Below are 13,748 nucleotides of genomic sequence, written 5' to 3' on the forward strand. Positions count from 1 at the left end.
CAGTAATCGAAAGAGGAGGGAACCGCTACAGGCTTAATCGACAACTGGGGCTGTTAGTTCCCACGCGGGGAGGATGCACTACTCCTTGTCCACGGCAGGAGCGAGTCCGCGGTCGGTCAGCTGGCGGGATCGTACTGGAACGCACGCACCTCCTGCGCGCATCGGCAGGCGCCTGCAATCTTCGCAGCCCATTCCAATGCTGCCTCACGGGAGGGCAATTCCAGTACGCTGTAGCCGCCTTCTAGCTGCTTCGTCTGCGGGTATGTGCCCTCTATTAGGGTCCCGTTACCATCGACCATGACAGGCGGAACGCTCTCATCGATGCCGCCACCGAACACCCAGACGCCGGCCTCCTTCGCCTCCTGCACGACTGCGTGCGCTGCATCCGAAACTGCCTCCAGATCCTCGTCGGAAACCATCATGGCGCTGCTCGGGAACGAGATCAGGCACTTCGTCATCGCGTGGACTCCTTCTTCGCACTATAGGGACCGTTCCATCGTCGTCGATGCGGGTACGCTGCGCATCAGACTCGCTTGCAGTTCTGCAGGATACGCTGGCCGAGATCCAGACGATTGTCTGCGGGCACACGCACATGCCGTTCATGCGGCTCGCCATCGACCGTATGATCATCAATCCCGGCAGCGTCGGGCTTCGTTCGCCGTCCTGCAACCGATACCGACGCCCTCAAAGCATTCGGACCCGAGATGGGCAACCGTCCTGATAGGGCACCCCGTTGACGGCCGCCTGCACCTATACTCTGAGCATGCCAATCACGCACCTTGCCCGTGGCACCTATGCCCAGCAGACCCCCCTTGAGCAGTTGGAGGGCGGACTGTGAGCGGCGGTCTCGTCGCCCTGCTGGACGACGTCGCAGCGCTGGCCCGCATAGCCGCCGCCTCGGTTGACGACGTCGCTGCCGGCGCCGCCAGAGCCGGCACCAAGGCAGCCGGCGTAGTGATCGATGACGCCGCGGTCACCCCGCAATACGTGTCCGGTGCGGATCCGTCCCGCGAACTGCCGATGATCAAGCGAATCTTCTGGGGTTCGCTCCGGAACAAGCTGCTGATCATCCTGCCGGCGCTGCTCCTCGTGAGCGCCTTCATACCCTGGGTCATTCCGTTCATCCTCATGCTGGGCGGCACCTACCTCTGCTACGAGGGCGCAGAGAAGGTCTGGCACAAGTTCCGCGGCCACCACGCGGCCGAAGATGCGCCGGCAGTTGAAAAAGGCCCTGAGGCCGAGGCGAAGGTCATCAAGGGTGCCATCACCACCGACTTCATTCTGTCCTGCGAGATCATGGTCATCTCCATGAACGAGGTCGCTGCTGAGTCCCTGTGGGCCCGGGCAATAATTCTGGTCGTCGTGGCGCTGGCGATCACAGTGATCGTCTATGGTGCCGTCGCACTGATTGTAAAGATGGACGACATCGGCCTGCACCTGACCACCAAGGATTCCGCGGGCTCCAAGCGCTTCGGCGAGATGCTCGTCAAAGGGATGCCCGCCGTGCTGGCAGCGATAACCCTGATCGGGACGGTCGCCATGCTGTGGGTTGGTGGTCACATCATGCTGCAGGGGGCATACGATCTCGGCTGGCATCTGCCGTATGACCTGGTCCATGCCCTCGAGGCCCCTTTCGTCGGGATCGCGGTTGTGGGCGGCTTCCTGGCCTGGCTCGTGAACACCCTTTGCTCCGCCATCCTGGGACTCGCCTGGGGCCTCATCGTCATGGCTATCGTGCACCCGTTGCTGAAAGCGCTGCCGTTCGGCAAGGAAAAGGGCGAGCACGAAGAGGGCGACGTCCGCGCCGCGATCGCGGGCCATCGACCGGGGAAAACTAACGTCGATCCCGCCTCTTAGCTCGAACCCACTAGTGTAGTCAGACTTTCCCTAACGGTTCAGTGCCGGTGCCCGTCCTTCTCGGCTGCGTAATCGAGCATCTTGCAGACATCTTTCGCATGGCGGATGGTGTTCTTGACGATCTCCACTGAAGTGGGCGCGACTTCCGGATTCTCCACAATGCTCTCGGGGAAGTCGGCCTCGAGAATGAGCTTGCCCCTCTTGTAGTAGAGGAACTCGGGTAGGCCGGCGTCCCGTAAGGACTCAGCTTCAAGGTCGCTCAACGCCCAGACGATGGATGGTCCCTTCAGTAGAATTCTTAGATTGCGTTGATCTGAGGAAAGCCGGTCGCTACCTGCGCCTGAGATGTCGAGTTCGTCGATGAACGCTCCATCAGAGGCCCGGAGCAGATCAATAGTGGCATCCCCTCGGTACTTCACAACCGTTGTGCCGTCCCACCTCACTTTTTCTTTCATCTCCACCTCCCGGACATCGCCAGAGGTGAGAGTGACCATGGTGCCGCAAGCCGAGATCTCAATGGGGTCGTAGTACTCAGCCGGGACTGGTAGGAAACCGCCCGAATGCTCGTGCCACTCTTCATCGTGCCCGACGGCAGCGGGAGGCGCGCCGACTGTGAAGGCGAGCGCGAGCAAAAGGGGAAAGCAAAGGGTTTTCTTGGGGTTTTTCACGGGGACTGTGCACCGCAGGATCCTGCGTCCGGGTCCTGCCTGATGGATGCAAAAATCGGTTGCCTGCAAGGCGACGCCGAGACCAGTGACTGTGGAGCAGAACGGCCCTATGGCCGACGCGGCTAATCTATTCCTGCCGCCAACCCTTGTCAACGAGGCCACGGACCGCTCCATTGCGGTCCCTGGGAACGCGGATATAGGCAAAGCGCACCCCCGGTTGTGGTGATCCTCAGGGGGATGGTTAAGAATGAACTCATGGACATCACAGACAACGGACCAAAGCCGAACGCCTTCGACATCGAGCGCGCCACAACGGAGAACGCTGACTACCGCCGGGTCGCCTGGACGGGCAAGCACTTGCAGGTCACGCTCATGTCAATCGAGCCGGGAGGTGCGATAGGTCTGGAAGTGCATCACGGCACCGACCAGTTCTTGCGCATCGATGCAGGCAAGGGCCGGGTGAAGATGGGACCCGCTAAAGACAATCTCTCTTTCCAGCAGGATGTCGAGGACGGCTGGAGCATTCAGGTACCAGCCGGCACTTGGCACGACGTCGAGAACACCGGAGACGAACCACTTCGCCTCTACACGATCTACGCGCCCACGCACCACGCCCAGGGCATAGTGCAGGAGACGCCGGAGGACGCCGAGAAGGACGAGGACCAGGGTCGCGACGAACCGCCGTCGTGGGTCGAGGAAGTCGACGACAAGGGAGAAGAGACCGCCTGAGCCGCTGCAATTCGAAGACGCCCGCAGAGCAACTGCGGGCGTCTTCGCGCGTCAGTTTTGAATAGGTGGAACCAGGCCCAAAGGTGATCTCGTACCGAGCGTAGAGTCGAGATATGACACGTTTCCTCGTATTTGTCAGCCTCGTGTTTTTGGGCTTCGCCACAATCGTGGCGGCCTCCTTCGGTCCCGTAGGCTGGCTGGTTCTGGCAGTCGTGGTAGTGGCCATATTGGTGATCGGCGTGTGGGACGTGGTCCAGATCCGCCACTCAGTACTCCGGAACTTTCCCGTCCTGGGGCACATGCGATACCTGCTGGAATCGATCCGGCCGGAAATTCAACAGTATTTCGTTGAACGAAACGTCGACGGAAAACCATTCAACCGGGACGTGCGATCACTGGTATATGCGCGGTCCAAGGGCGAGAACAGTCACAAAGCATTCGGTACCGAGCGGGATGTCAACCAAATCGGTTATGAATACCTCATCCACTCCACCGCCCCGGTCGCTCCGCCAAATCAGCATCCACGCGTCCGTCTGGGCGGTCCGCACTGCACGAAACCTTATGATATTTCGCTGATGAACATTTCTTCCATGAGTTTCGGCTCGCTGTCGAAGAATGCGGTTCTGGCCATGAACAAAGGCGCCGCGATTGGCGGTTTTGTTCATGAAACCGGCGAGGGCGGGCTAACGGTATACCACCTCAAATATGGGGCGGACCTGATCTGGGAGATAGGGTCCGGGTACTTCGGCACCCGGGATGAGACCGGGCACTTCAGCCCCGAGACATTCACGGCAAAGGCAGCCCGGCCCGAGGTAAAGGGCATCAGCATAAAACTCTCGCAGGGCGCCAAACCCGGGCTGGGAGGTGTTCTTCCGGGCCCGAAGGTCACTCAGGAGATTGCCGAAGCGCGCGGAGTGCCGGTAGGAGTGGACTGTGTCTCCCCTGCCAGCCACAGCGCTTTCGGCACCCCGAGAGAGCTGATCCGCTTCGTAAGACAGCTACGGGAACTCTCCGGCGGCAAGCCGATCGGCTTCAAGCTGTGCGTGGGCTCCCGAGTGGACGTGCTGGCTATCTGCAAAGCCATGCTCGAGGAGGACACAGCACCGGACTTCATCGTCATCGACGGATCCGAAGGTGGGACCGGCGCCGCACCGCTGGAGTATCAGGACAATGTCGGCACGCCCCTGACCGAAGGTTTGATGCTCATGCACAACGCCCTGGTAGGTGTGGGTCTACGCCCCCAGATCCGTATCGGCGCCGCCGGTAAGGTAGCGTCCGGCTCGGACATCGTAAAACGCCTGATCGAAGGGGCCGACTTCACTCTCAGTGCGCGGACCATGATGATGGCCACCGGCTGCATTCAGGCCCAGAAATGCCATACCAACGAATGCCCTGTTGGAGTAGCCACCCAAAATCCTCGGCTCATGCGGGGGCTCAATGTTGAAGACAAAGGCGAACGCGTCTTCAACTACCAAAAGCTCACCGTCGACGAGAGCGTCCAGATCATGGCATCGATGGGCTGCGCCTCGCCAGTCGAACTTTCGCCACGAATGCTCCGCCGCCGGGTGGACCACCTTACAACGCGCTCCTACGCCAACATCTATAAATGGATGGAACCGGGGGAACTGCTCAGAAACCCTCCCGGGAGCTGGGCCGAGGACTGGAACCTCGCGAATGCAGACTACTTCCGCGAACCGCCGAAGGAAGCAGAGGAGGACGAGCAAAAAGCGGAAGCGGTGGCAGGCAGCCCGAAGTATGATCAGGCCCGGATCCCCGGGACCGAGCACCAGCCCGAGGGCCAAGTGGGCAGGCCCGAAGGTGAGCCGGGACAGTAGTTCAGGCCGTCCAGCCCAGAACTGCACCGCCGAGCCACAGCGCACCGACCCACGTCGCCACCGCGACAACAGGAACAAGAAGCACCCAGTATGACCGGCGAAGGGCCAATCGAACCCCGATAGATGTGAGCACCAGCCACCACACGAGGAACGACAGGACCGCCCAGCCCGGGGCGACGAGACCGCTCACCAGGTACAGATACCCAGCGCCAAGCTGACCGGCAGCGGCGAAAACAGCAGCGACCACAAAGAGCCAGGGGCTACCGCCAGGTCGGGGTGCCAGTCTGGACTCATGCATGACTTGCTACGTGCTCCCCGCTGGAAGCACGCGGAATCAGGGTTGGCAGTGCCCGTCGGATGGGGTTCTTTTGATCAGATGATAGGAGCAGCTCGAAGGCGGTGGTTGCAATTTGATCGAACGGCACCCGCACGGAGGTGAGTGGCACTGGGAGCGTTTCGGCGAGGGGGATGTCGTTGTACCCGACCAATGCCAGATCGCGTCCTATCTGCATGCCGTATTTGTGTGCGGATGACATCACGCCAAGAGCGAGATTGTCGTTCGCGGCGAACACCGCCGTTGGCTTCTCGGCGCGCGCCTGGAAAATCAGTTGCGCGGCCGCGATGCCGTGCTCGATGCGGTAGCCCTCCCCCGCTACACGATCTTCGGGAAGCGCCAGCCCGGCCTCGAGGAGCGCTCGTCGTGCGCCCGTCAGGCGATCGCGGGCTGTTGATGCGAACGCTGGTCCGGTCACCAGCGCAATGTCTCTATGACCGAGGTCTATCAGGTGACGAACCGCCAGGTATCCGCCCGTTTCATCATCACCGAGTGATGACGGGCTCTTTCCGTCGGTACGGAGAACCAGGGCGTAGGGCACAGCCGCCTGATCGAGAATCTGCGGGAAGGTGTCGCCGAGAAGTGTGGAGGCGAGGATGAGTCCTTCGACATTGCGATTCAACAGGGTTTCCGCGGCTGCTTTTTCTCCCTCAGCGTCATCGCCGCTGGTGGCCACGATCGTTACGTACCCGCGCAGTTTTGCTGCGCGTTCAAGCGCCTCGTACATCAAGGCCATGACGGTATCGCTGAGACGGGGAACGACGACGCCGATGGTTCCAGTTGTTCCGCGTCGTAGGACGGACGCGAACACATTCCGCCGGTACCCCATGGACTGGGCAATATGTCTAACCCGCTCGGCGGAGGCAGAACGGGAGTGCGGAGTGCGCTCGTCCAGGATCCTGCTGACTGTGGAAATGCTGACGCCGGCCGCGTCAGCAACTTCCTTCAAAGTCACGGGTTGCCGATCACCCATGGCGGCTAAGTTTCGGTTCATTGGAGCTCTCCATCATTGGCGAGTGTATCCCTCATAGGGACCGCGGATGCGGCACGAAAACAATTCTCTTGACATCGGCGTGCTGTAAGTCACATACTTGAAAACGTTCCTGCAAACGTTCTCATCAGCTTATACCGCCGCTAATTTCTCGACCAGAAAGAAGATCCGATGTCCATCGATCTCCGGGGCCTCACTCCCGCCCCAGTAACACCCTTCACCACCGATGGCGCCGTGGACCACGACGCGATTCGCCGGCTCGGTGCATGGCTTGCCTCCGTTGAAGGCGTCAAGGGCCTAGTCGTCCTTGGTCACGCTGGAGAAGGAACCTTCCTTACCATCGAGGAGCAGGCCGAGGTCATTGCGTCCTTCAAGGAAGCAGTCGATTCACGAATTCCGATCATTGCGGGTATCACCGGCGAAGGCAGCAAGGTCGCTGCTCTCGAAGCGAAGCGTGCCGTTGATGCCGGCGCATCCGCGGGCCTCGTATACCCCTCACATGGCTGGCTCCGTTTCGGCTTCCAGGACGGTGCTCCTCAGGACCGGTACAAGGAAATCTATGAGACCAGCGGCCTTCCGCTGATCCTCTTCCAGTACCCTGACGTGACCAAGGCCAGCTACAACCTTCAGACGCAGCTGGACATCGCCTCCCAGGAGGGTGTGTTCGCAACGAAGAACGGCGTGCGCAACATGAAGCGCTGGGATACCGAGATTCCTGTCCTCCGCCGTGAGAACCCCGACCTGCAGATCCTGACGTGCCACGACGAATACCTTCTTCACACCATGTTCGATGTTGATGGGGCCCTCGTCGGATACGGCGGACTCGCCCCCGAGCCGTTGGTCGAACTGATCGCAGCCGGCAAGGCAGGCGACTACCGCGCGGCCCGCGCTATTCACGACCGGCTCCTCCCCGTTACTAAGACGGTCTACCACCGCGGCTCGCACATGGAAGGAACCGTCGCTCTCAAGGAAGGCCTCGTCGCACGTGGCATCCTCGAGCACGCTACGGTCCGTTCTCCCCTGCTGCCGCTGGCACCGGGCGCCGGAGCGGAGATCGCGGAAGCGTTGAAGTCAGCGAACCTCGGCGACGTTACTTCCCGGGTCTAACATCAAGGGGTGGCGGGTTCAGATCAGCCCGCCACCCCTCCTTTAGCTACTCCCCCACTTGGTCAATGACGACCCACAGCAGCGACGCTGTAGAAGGAGGACTCGCAGTGAGCGAGCAAAACAACCACACGATCCATTCCCCTGCAGCATCAGAGCAGAGGGCGCCATCGAAAGACACCAACCCTCAAGCGACGCCCGCCAAACCGGCCAAAGGCGGACACAGAACGCTACTGGGCTACCTCGCCCTTATGGGGCCCGCGTTCGTGGTCGGAGCATGGCAGTTCGGCCCCGGCAATCTAGCCACCGCAGTCCAAGCCGGCAGCGGATACCAATACGCCCTCGTCTGGGTCATCGCCGTATCCACCGTACTGATGATCTTCTTCACCGACATGAGCGTCCGGCTAGGCATCTCCGTACCAACCTCGCTGATCACCTCGATCAAGGACCATCTGGGTAAGCCCGTCGGCCTCCTCGCCGGCTTCGGCGTCTTCGGCATCACCCTCATGTTCTCAGTGGGCAACGCGGTCGGATCCGGTCTCGGGCTCTCCCTAATATTTGGCGGCTCCCCCGTATTCTGGAGCGTCGTGTGCACCGTCGCGGTCGCCATAATCCTGGCCTTCCGGAACGTCTACGGCATCGTGGAAAAAGTCCTCCTGGTCATCGTCGCCCTCATGGCCTTCGCATTTGTGGCCAGTGCCTTCGTCGCCCAACCCAACTGGTACCTAGCTTTAGAAGGGATGGCACCACGCCTCCCAGCCGGCAGCGAAATACTCGTTGTCGCGCTTGTCGGCACGAACTTCTCCATCAACGCCGCGTTCTACAACTCCTACGGCATCAAAGAGCATCGCCGCACGCGCGCTGACTACCGAGACATCACCCTGGTCGACACCATCCCCGGAATCGTAGCCCCCGGAATCATGACCGCCCTCGTCATCATTGTCGCCGCATCCGTCCTAGGCCAGACCGGCGAAGAAGCAGCCACCATCAACGCCCTCGCATCAGTCTTCGCCCCACTCGCAGGACCGGTCGGAGCCACCATTTTCGCCCTCGGACTCTCCGGAGCTGCCTTCTCATCAATGGTCGCCAACGCAACCGCCGGCGGCACCATGCTCTCCGATGCCCTCGGACGTGGACCAGCAGCCGGATCAGTCACCGCACGAATCGTCACCGGAACAATCCTGGCCTTCGGCCTCACCATCACACTCGCCTTCCAGACGTCACCAGTCGGACTAATCGTGATCGCACAATCACTGACCGTCCTTATAGCACCCATGCTGGGTGTCCTGCTGGTCATCATGAGCAACAAGTCCACCCTCATGGGAGACCTCCGAAACCGCTGGTGGCACAACATCTTCGCAGCCATCGGCCTAGTCGCCATCCTGGCATTGTCGCTCCGACTCATCACAACGCTCTTAGGCTGAATACCTGAGTCAACCAGAGGCCCTGCGATTCTGATCGCAGGGCCTCTCCTCGTCGAAGTCATTGTTTGCTTACTAGGTGATACGAAATGCAGGGACCATGGGTGTTCAGGAATATCCCTCCGGCGTCTCGTCTTGTCGCCCGTATGACTATTAGCGATGCGGCAGTACCCAGTGAACGGCGGACGGCGCTCGTGGTGGGGGCCACAGGGATCGCAGGCTCGGCCCTGATCGACACGCTCACCGCGGAAGGGTGGCCGGTCCTGGCCCTCTCGCGCACACCCGGGTCGAAGCGGGACGGTGTGCGCTGGCTCTCGGCGGACCTGACCTCGGTCGCGTCGCTGGAGCGGGTCCTCGCTTCCGAGAACCCGACGCATGTGTTCTTCACGGCGTGGTCGCGGCAGGACACCGAAGAGGAGAACATCCGGGTCAACGCAGGGATGGTGCGCGACCTTCTGGCCGCGTTGCGCGGCAAGGACGTGGCCCACGTGGCCCTCATGACTGGGCTGAAGCACTATCTCGGACCCTTCGAGGCCTATGCGGCCGGCGAGATGGCGGACACCCCATTTCACGAGGAGGAGCCGAGGCTGCCGGTCCGAAACTTCTACTACGCGCAGGAGGACGAACTGTTCGCGGCGGCGGCCCAGCAGGGATTCACCTGGTCCGTGCACCGCGCGCACACCGTGATCGGCCACGCAGTGGGCAACGCCATGAACATGGGCCTTACCCTCGCAGTGCAGGCGGCACTGTGCAGGAAGTCCGGTGAGCCGTTCGTCTTCCCCGGCTCGGAGACGCAGTGGAACGGTCTGACGGACATGACCGACGCCGGGCTCCTCGCCGAGCACATGCTCTGGGCCTCCACCACACCGGCCGCCACCGACGAGGCGTTCAACATCGTCAACGGGGACGTCTTCCGGTGGCGGTGGATGTGGCCACGGCTCGCCGAGTACTTCGCCGTCGCCTGGGAGGGGTATGAGAGCGCCCCCCGGCCACTCGAGCAGGCCATGGCCGGGCGCGAGGACGAGTGGGCGGAGCTCGCGGCACACCACGGGCTCGTCGAACCGCGTCTGGACCGCGTGGCGTCCTGGTGGCACACCGACGGCGACCTCGGCCGGAACATCGAGGTGGTGACGGACATGGGCAAAAGCAGAACCGCCGGGTTTACAGGGTACCGCCGCACCCTGCACGCCTTCACCGCGCTCTTCGACCGCTACCGCGCAGACGGCCTCATCCCCTGAGGCACCACGCCATCTGCCTGATCCGCGGGGAACAAGCAATAGCCGCTGATCCTGCTGGCTAGGTTCAACCACGGAACCAAGAACGCGAGGTATCCCTCAGCCCTGTCGGTCTTGGCATGCAACGATACGGCGACGAATCTAGGGATGTCACGAGAAAAGGTTTGGGGCTTCCTCATACTGGGGAAGTGAAGCGGCAGGAATTAAGGCTCGCACCCGGCAGGCATACCGCAGCATTGCTCACAACCTTTGCGCTCTCAGGAATTGCCGCCGTACTAGCCGGTTGCAGTTCATCGTTCGTGGGAGCGCCTCCTTGTCTGCCGCCGCCCTACTCCGTGAGTCCGTCGAGTGCGGGGATTGGCGAGACGGTGACCGTCGAAGCGCAGGACTCGGATTGTGATCCTCGCTACGGCGAGAACGCCCGGGTCAAAGTGACGGTCACGGACGCGGGAGGACAGAAGATCATCAATGAAACCGCACCGATGAACGATGCCGGCGGTTTTGCTTATTCCTTCCAGCTGCCGGCTACTGCCACGCCCGGGGAGGCGGCCGTTGAGGCTTACCCGCACAACATCGACTGGTGTGATGACACAGGAAGGAACAACCGCGTCGGTGGCGCAGAGGAGCCTTTCATTCGAGCATCGTGCGCAGCTCGAATAGAGCCACTCGTAATCACGGATTCGTAATGAGCCGACAGGCACGGCGAGGGATCCTCCGTCGGCGACAGGTGTAGCGGCGCTGTGGAAGGCCGGAACCGTGGTGGGCCAAGATTCCCAACACGCCGTCTGGCTGCTGCCTCCCGTTCTAGCGAATACGAGCGAGATCCCGTCGTATGTAGCGCAGGTGCGCCCACTCCTCCTCCAGGATCACGCGAATGCAATCGCCGACGCTGGGACGCCAGTCACCGCCACCCCATGGGTCCTCGCGTTCCTCCGCGAGCAAATCCGCCGTGGCTGTGACCAGGAAATCCGTTACCTGTCGTTGTCGTTCCGCTCGAACCGCGAGAATCTCCTCGTACGCCGGCGGGTCCACGCGGAAGATCGACATGTCAAAGCCCATCTCGCCGGCGCCGGTGAATATCTGTCCGATCTCGTGGAACGGCTGCTCCTTCCGCAGGATCCCCCCGCGCAGCCAGGCATCGGTCGCCAGGATGAGGTGCCGCAGGGTTTGAGACAAAGACCACTCATCCTCTACGTGCGCGTCCACTAGGTCCAGCGGTGTACCCGTCACCGTCTCCTGCCACGCAGACTGCACTGCGGTCCACCCCTCACGCAGGCCTTCAGGCGTCTGCGCCTTCTGCAGCTCGCGGCCCGGGAACTGCCGGTTGAGTTCGGCGTCCACGAACGGCACCACGTCGACCCCGTTGACGAAGAGGCTGCCGAAAAACGGGTCGTGGCTGTCAATGTCGAGTCCGTCCACGTCGACGCCGCGCATCGACACACCGCTGACATCGGAGAATCGCAGGCTGGCGCCCTTGAAACTCGCCCTGACAAAGGTCGCGCCTTCGAACTCCTTCGTGCCGAAATAGGTCTTCATCACCTCATTATCCGGTGACGGGGCGCTAAGAGCTACGTCAGCAAACCACCACAGTTTTGGGCAGGCCCACTGGCCCAGTCTCCACCATGGACTGCCGGCGGCCCGATGAGTCTCACAGAAAGCAAAAGGGCAAGAATCCCAGCTGGGCCCAAAGGCGGTCCCGCCCGGCGCCCGTAACGACGACGGCGTCGCAGGTTCCATCCCGATTGAACCGGGAATCGACAGTGGTGAAGTGTCCGCTCAACAACTCCTCCACGGCGAACCATTCGGGACTGTAGTCTTCGTCGACATTCTCGTGCATTCCGTCGGTCCAATGCACTTGATTCCACATGCATTCGAACTTCATTGGTCGCTTGCAACGTGGCCTGCCATGAAGCGGTTGTATCGGACCTACCGGAGTGCCACGATGTCTCTTATCGGCCTGCACAAGCAGAGGGTCTTCGGAGATGAACGATTCAGTTGGAGCGTTTGCGGGAATTGGAAACACGCCCCTGGTGGAGTTGCGCAGGGTGGTGCCGGCTAACGGCGCCCGAGTCTTTGTGAAGTTGGAGTGGGCCAATCCGACGGGGAGTATGAAAGACCGCATGGCCCGTACGGCGGTTGAAGGCGCAGTGCGGGATGGTCGGCTTCAGCCGGGAGGGACGGTTGTCGAATATACGTCTGGTACGACCGGCATTTCGCTTGCGTTTGTATGCGCTGCGCTCGGCTTCGGCCTTCACGTCGTTTTCTCGGATGCGTTCAGCGAGGAAAAACGGCGGACGATGCTTGCCTTTGGCGCTACCGTCGAGGATGTTCCCAGCGACAATGGCGCAATCACCGAAGCGCTGATCAAGCAGATGATCGCCCGTGCCGCTGAAGTATCCCAAGAACCGGGCATGTGGTGGTGTGACCAGTTGAATAATCATGATGCGATAACGGGGTATCTCCCCATGGGGGAAGAAATCTGGGCGCAGACAAAGGGCAAGATCGACACCTTCGTGCACGCGGTTGGCACCGCGCACTCTATTCACGGGGTCACGCGCGCGCTGCGCGCGCATAACCCGGACATCAGCGTCTTCGCGGTGGAGCCGGCCGAATCCGCTGTCTTGTCCGGCAAATTGACTGGAGCCAATCGAATTGAGGGCATCGGCATCGGCTTTGTTCCCCCGCTCTGGGAACCGGAAAGCGTCGACGACATCCTCACCGTATCTGCCGACGAGGCGATGGATATGGCGCGGCGCCTCGCCCGGCAGGAGGGGCTCTTTGCCGGAACTTCCTCAGGCGCGAATGTCGTCGCGGCTCTTCGGGCCGCTGAACGTATGGGCCCGGGGTCGACAATCGTCACTATTCTCTGCGACTCCGGACTTCGCTACCTCTCCACCGACCTTTACCGGCCCGAGAAAAGCAGTTGATCGCTCCACAGGAGATTGTGACAGTGCACTTGGGTCTCAAGTCCGTCGCGATTGACCCGTCCGAGCACGTTGAGGGATCCTGCGGGACCAGCCGCCGGGTTCGGCAGTTAGGGGCAATCGAAGACTGCCCCTAACTGCGGGAGCGCTACGGCCGCCAAGCCTGCCAATGGCCCATAGAATTTCGCCATGACAAGTGATGAAGAGAAGGATCCTCCCGTACCGTCTTACCTAGAGGGAATCTCCCTGAAGCGGGTGCACAACGATCAGGGCGCAGAAGAACACGACACCGACGACATCGATTCCCCACTGTTCAACGGCCCGGACAAATAGACCAGCTTCCCCCCGGCCGCGCCCCTCTCCATGAACACATCGTTCAGAAAGCACCGGCGCCAGATGAGGCAGTCCGTTGCAATCAGGTCCGCGTGGATAGACGCGCTGACGAATTGACTGCGTTCAGCTCTTGTTCAGTTCCTGGGCGAGCATCACAATGATGCCGCTGGGGCCGCGGACATAGGTGAGCTCGTAGACGTCACTGTATGTTGCGACGCCGCGCAACGGGTGGCAGCCGTGCCTTGCGGCAATCTCGAGGGCGTGGTCGATATCGTCGACCGAGAAGGCAACGCGGTGCATGCCGATCTCGTTGGGCC

Annotated in this window: 16 protein-coding genes; 9 read left to right on the plus strand and 7 right to left on the minus strand. The window is 61.4% G+C overall.

Features of this window, described 5'->3' with window-relative positions:
- Window positions 1-116: 116 nt before the first annotated feature.
- Complete coding sequence (locus AC4D1W_RS12950; protein ID WP_490899005.1) at window positions 117-458, minus strand: YciI family protein; 342 nt, start codon at window positions 456-458, stop codon at window positions 117-119.
- 376 nt (window positions 459-834) lie between these two features.
- On the opposite strand from AC4D1W_RS12950, the gene AC4D1W_RS12955 reads away from it, so the two are divergent.
- A complete protein-coding gene (locus AC4D1W_RS12955; RefSeq protein ID WP_490893023.1) occupies window positions 835-1,857 on the plus strand; it encodes a DUF808 domain-containing protein in 1,023 nt (340 codons plus the stop codon).
- 38 nt (window positions 1,858-1,895) lie between these two features.
- On the opposite strand, the gene AC4D1W_RS12960 is transcribed toward AC4D1W_RS12955, so the two are convergent.
- Window positions 1,896-2,525: a hypothetical protein gene (locus AC4D1W_RS12960; RefSeq protein WP_490893022.1), complete on the minus strand. Its 630-nt coding sequence runs from the start codon at window positions 2,523-2,525 to the stop codon at window positions 1,896-1,898.
- A 255-nt stretch (window positions 2,526-2,780) separates the two neighbouring features.
- Here AC4D1W_RS12960 and AC4D1W_RS12965 point away from each other — a divergent pair, with 255 nt between their 5' ends.
- Both AC4D1W_RS12965 and AC4D1W_RS12970 read left to right on the plus strand, forming a co-directional pair.
- Window positions 2,781-3,254: a cupin domain-containing protein gene (locus tag AC4D1W_RS12965; RefSeq protein ID WP_490893021.1), complete on the plus strand. Its 474-nt coding sequence runs from the start codon at window positions 2,781-2,783 to the stop codon at window positions 3,252-3,254.
- Between the two features lie 113 nt (window positions 3,255-3,367).
- On the plus strand, window positions 3,368-5,089 hold the full coding sequence (locus tag AC4D1W_RS12970; RefSeq protein ID WP_490893020.1) for an FMN-binding glutamate synthase family protein: 1,722 nt from the start codon (window positions 3,368-3,370) through the stop codon (window positions 5,087-5,089).
- A gap of 1 nt (window position 5,090) precedes the next feature.
- Here the strand turns inward: AC4D1W_RS12970 and AC4D1W_RS12975 are convergent, their stop codons facing one another.
- Together AC4D1W_RS12975 and AC4D1W_RS12980 are read right to left on the minus strand one after the other, a co-directional pair.
- Window positions 5,091-5,387 carry a hypothetical protein gene (locus AC4D1W_RS12975; RefSeq protein WP_490893019.1) on the minus strand — a complete coding sequence of 99 codons (297 nt, stop codon included), beginning with the start codon at window positions 5,385-5,387 and terminating at the stop codon, window positions 5,091-5,093.
- On the minus strand, window positions 5,380-6,417 hold the full coding sequence (locus AC4D1W_RS12980) for a LacI family DNA-binding transcriptional regulator (protein WP_490893018.1): 1,038 nt from the start codon (window positions 6,415-6,417) through the stop codon (window positions 5,380-5,382). The genes AC4D1W_RS12975 and AC4D1W_RS12980 overlap by 8 nt, the downstream gene beginning before the upstream one ends.
- Before the next feature lie 168 nt (window positions 6,418-6,585).
- Between AC4D1W_RS12980 and AC4D1W_RS12985 the strand changes: the two genes are divergently transcribed.
- The 4 genes from AC4D1W_RS12985 to AC4D1W_RS13000 all read left to right on the plus strand — a co-directional run bounded on the left by AC4D1W_RS12985 (window position 6,586) and on the right by AC4D1W_RS13000 (window position 10,860).
- On the plus strand, window positions 6,586-7,521 hold the full coding sequence (locus tag AC4D1W_RS12985) for a dihydrodipicolinate synthase family protein (RefSeq protein WP_490893017.1): 936 nt from the start codon (window positions 6,586-6,588) through the stop codon (window positions 7,519-7,521).
- A gap of 107 nt (window positions 7,522-7,628) precedes the next feature.
- Window positions 7,629-8,942 (plus strand): Nramp family divalent metal transporter, encoded by a 1,314-nt coding sequence (locus tag AC4D1W_RS12990; protein WP_490893016.1) that lies wholly within the window; start codon window positions 7,629-7,631, stop codon window positions 8,940-8,942.
- 143 nt (window positions 8,943-9,085) lie between these two features.
- Complete coding sequence (locus AC4D1W_RS12995; RefSeq protein WP_490893015.1) at window positions 9,086-10,177, plus strand: SDR family oxidoreductase; 1,092 nt, start codon at window positions 9,086-9,088, stop codon at window positions 10,175-10,177.
- 185 nt (window positions 10,178-10,362) lie between these two features.
- The gene (locus AC4D1W_RS13000) at window positions 10,363-10,860 is read left to right on the plus strand and encodes a hypothetical protein (protein WP_490899006.1); all 498 of its coding nucleotides are present in this window, start codon (window positions 10,363-10,365) and stop codon (window positions 10,858-10,860) included.
- A gap of 118 nt (window positions 10,861-10,978) precedes the next feature.
- On the opposite strand, the gene AC4D1W_RS13005 is transcribed toward AC4D1W_RS13000, so the two are convergent.
- Together AC4D1W_RS13005 and AC4D1W_RS13010 are read right to left on the minus strand one after the other, a co-directional pair.
- A complete protein-coding gene (locus AC4D1W_RS13005; RefSeq protein WP_490899007.1) occupies window positions 10,979-11,710 on the minus strand; it encodes a DinB family protein in 732 nt (243 codons plus the stop codon).
- 112 nt (window positions 11,711-11,822) lie between these two features.
- Window positions 11,823-12,011: a hypothetical protein gene (locus tag AC4D1W_RS13010; RefSeq protein WP_490893012.1), complete on the minus strand. Its 189-nt coding sequence runs from the start codon at window positions 12,009-12,011 to the stop codon at window positions 11,823-11,825.
- Window positions 12,012-12,156: 145 nt separating this feature from the next.
- Here AC4D1W_RS13010 and AC4D1W_RS13015 point away from each other — a divergent pair, with 145 nt between their 5' ends.
- On the plus strand, window positions 12,157-13,101 hold the full coding sequence (locus tag AC4D1W_RS13015; RefSeq protein WP_490893011.1) for a PLP-dependent cysteine synthase family protein: 945 nt from the start codon (window positions 12,157-12,159) through the stop codon (window positions 13,099-13,101).
- 186 nt (window positions 13,102-13,287) lie between these two features.
- The gene (locus tag AC4D1W_RS13020; RefSeq protein WP_490892308.1) at window positions 13,288-13,431 is read left to right on the plus strand and encodes a hypothetical protein; all 144 of its coding nucleotides are present in this window, start codon (window positions 13,288-13,290) and stop codon (window positions 13,429-13,431) included.
- A 123-nt stretch (window positions 13,432-13,554) separates the two neighbouring features.
- Here AC4D1W_RS13020 and AC4D1W_RS13025 read toward each other — a convergent pair.
- Window positions 13,555-13,748 (minus strand): VOC family protein (locus tag AC4D1W_RS13025; protein ID WP_490899008.1); only part of this gene is annotated, 194 nt, incomplete at its 5' end.

The sequence above is a fragment of the Arthrobacter sp. TJ-170 genome, assembly GCF_058269305.1.

Excerpts from the sequence above, each read along its gene's own strand:
- AC4D1W_RS12950 (WP_490899005.1), bottom strand. The coding sequence starts at position 458 with ATGACGAAGTGCCTGATCTCGTTCCCGAGCAGCGCCATGATGGTTTCC.
- AC4D1W_RS12965 (WP_490893021.1), top strand. The coding sequence starts at position 2,781 with ATGGACATCACAGACAACGGACCAAAGCCGAACGCCTTCGACATCGAG.
- AC4D1W_RS12970 (WP_490893020.1), top strand. The coding sequence starts at position 3,368 with ATGACACGTTTCCTCGTATTTGTCAGCCTCGTGTTTTTGGGCTTCGCC.
- AC4D1W_RS12975 (WP_490893019.1), bottom strand. The coding sequence starts at position 5,387 with ATGCATGAGTCCAGACTGGCACCCCGACCTGGCGGTAGCCCCTGGCTC.
- AC4D1W_RS12980 (WP_490893018.1), bottom strand. The coding sequence starts at position 6,417 with ATGAACCGAAACTTAGCCGCCATGGGTGATCGGCAACCCGTGACTTTG.
- AC4D1W_RS12985 (WP_490893017.1), top strand. The coding sequence starts at position 6,586 with ATGTCCATCGATCTCCGGGGCCTCACTCCCGCCCCAGTAACACCCTTC.
- AC4D1W_RS12995 (WP_490893015.1), top strand. The coding sequence starts at position 9,086 with ATGACTATTAGCGATGCGGCAGTACCCAGTGAACGGCGGACGGCGCTC.
- AC4D1W_RS13005 (WP_490899007.1), bottom strand. The coding sequence starts at position 11,710 with ATGAAGACCTATTTCGGCACGAAGGAGTTCGAAGGCGCGACCTTTGTC.
- AC4D1W_RS13010 (WP_490893012.1), bottom strand. The coding sequence starts at position 12,011 with ATGCACGAGAATGTCGACGAAGACTACAGTCCCGAATGGTTCGCCGTG.
- AC4D1W_RS13015 (WP_490893011.1), top strand. The coding sequence starts at position 12,157 with ATGAACGATTCAGTTGGAGCGTTTGCGGGAATTGGAAACACGCCCCTG.
- AC4D1W_RS13020 (WP_490892308.1), top strand. The coding sequence starts at position 13,288 with ATGACAAGTGATGAAGAGAAGGATCCTCCCGTACCGTCTTACCTAGAG.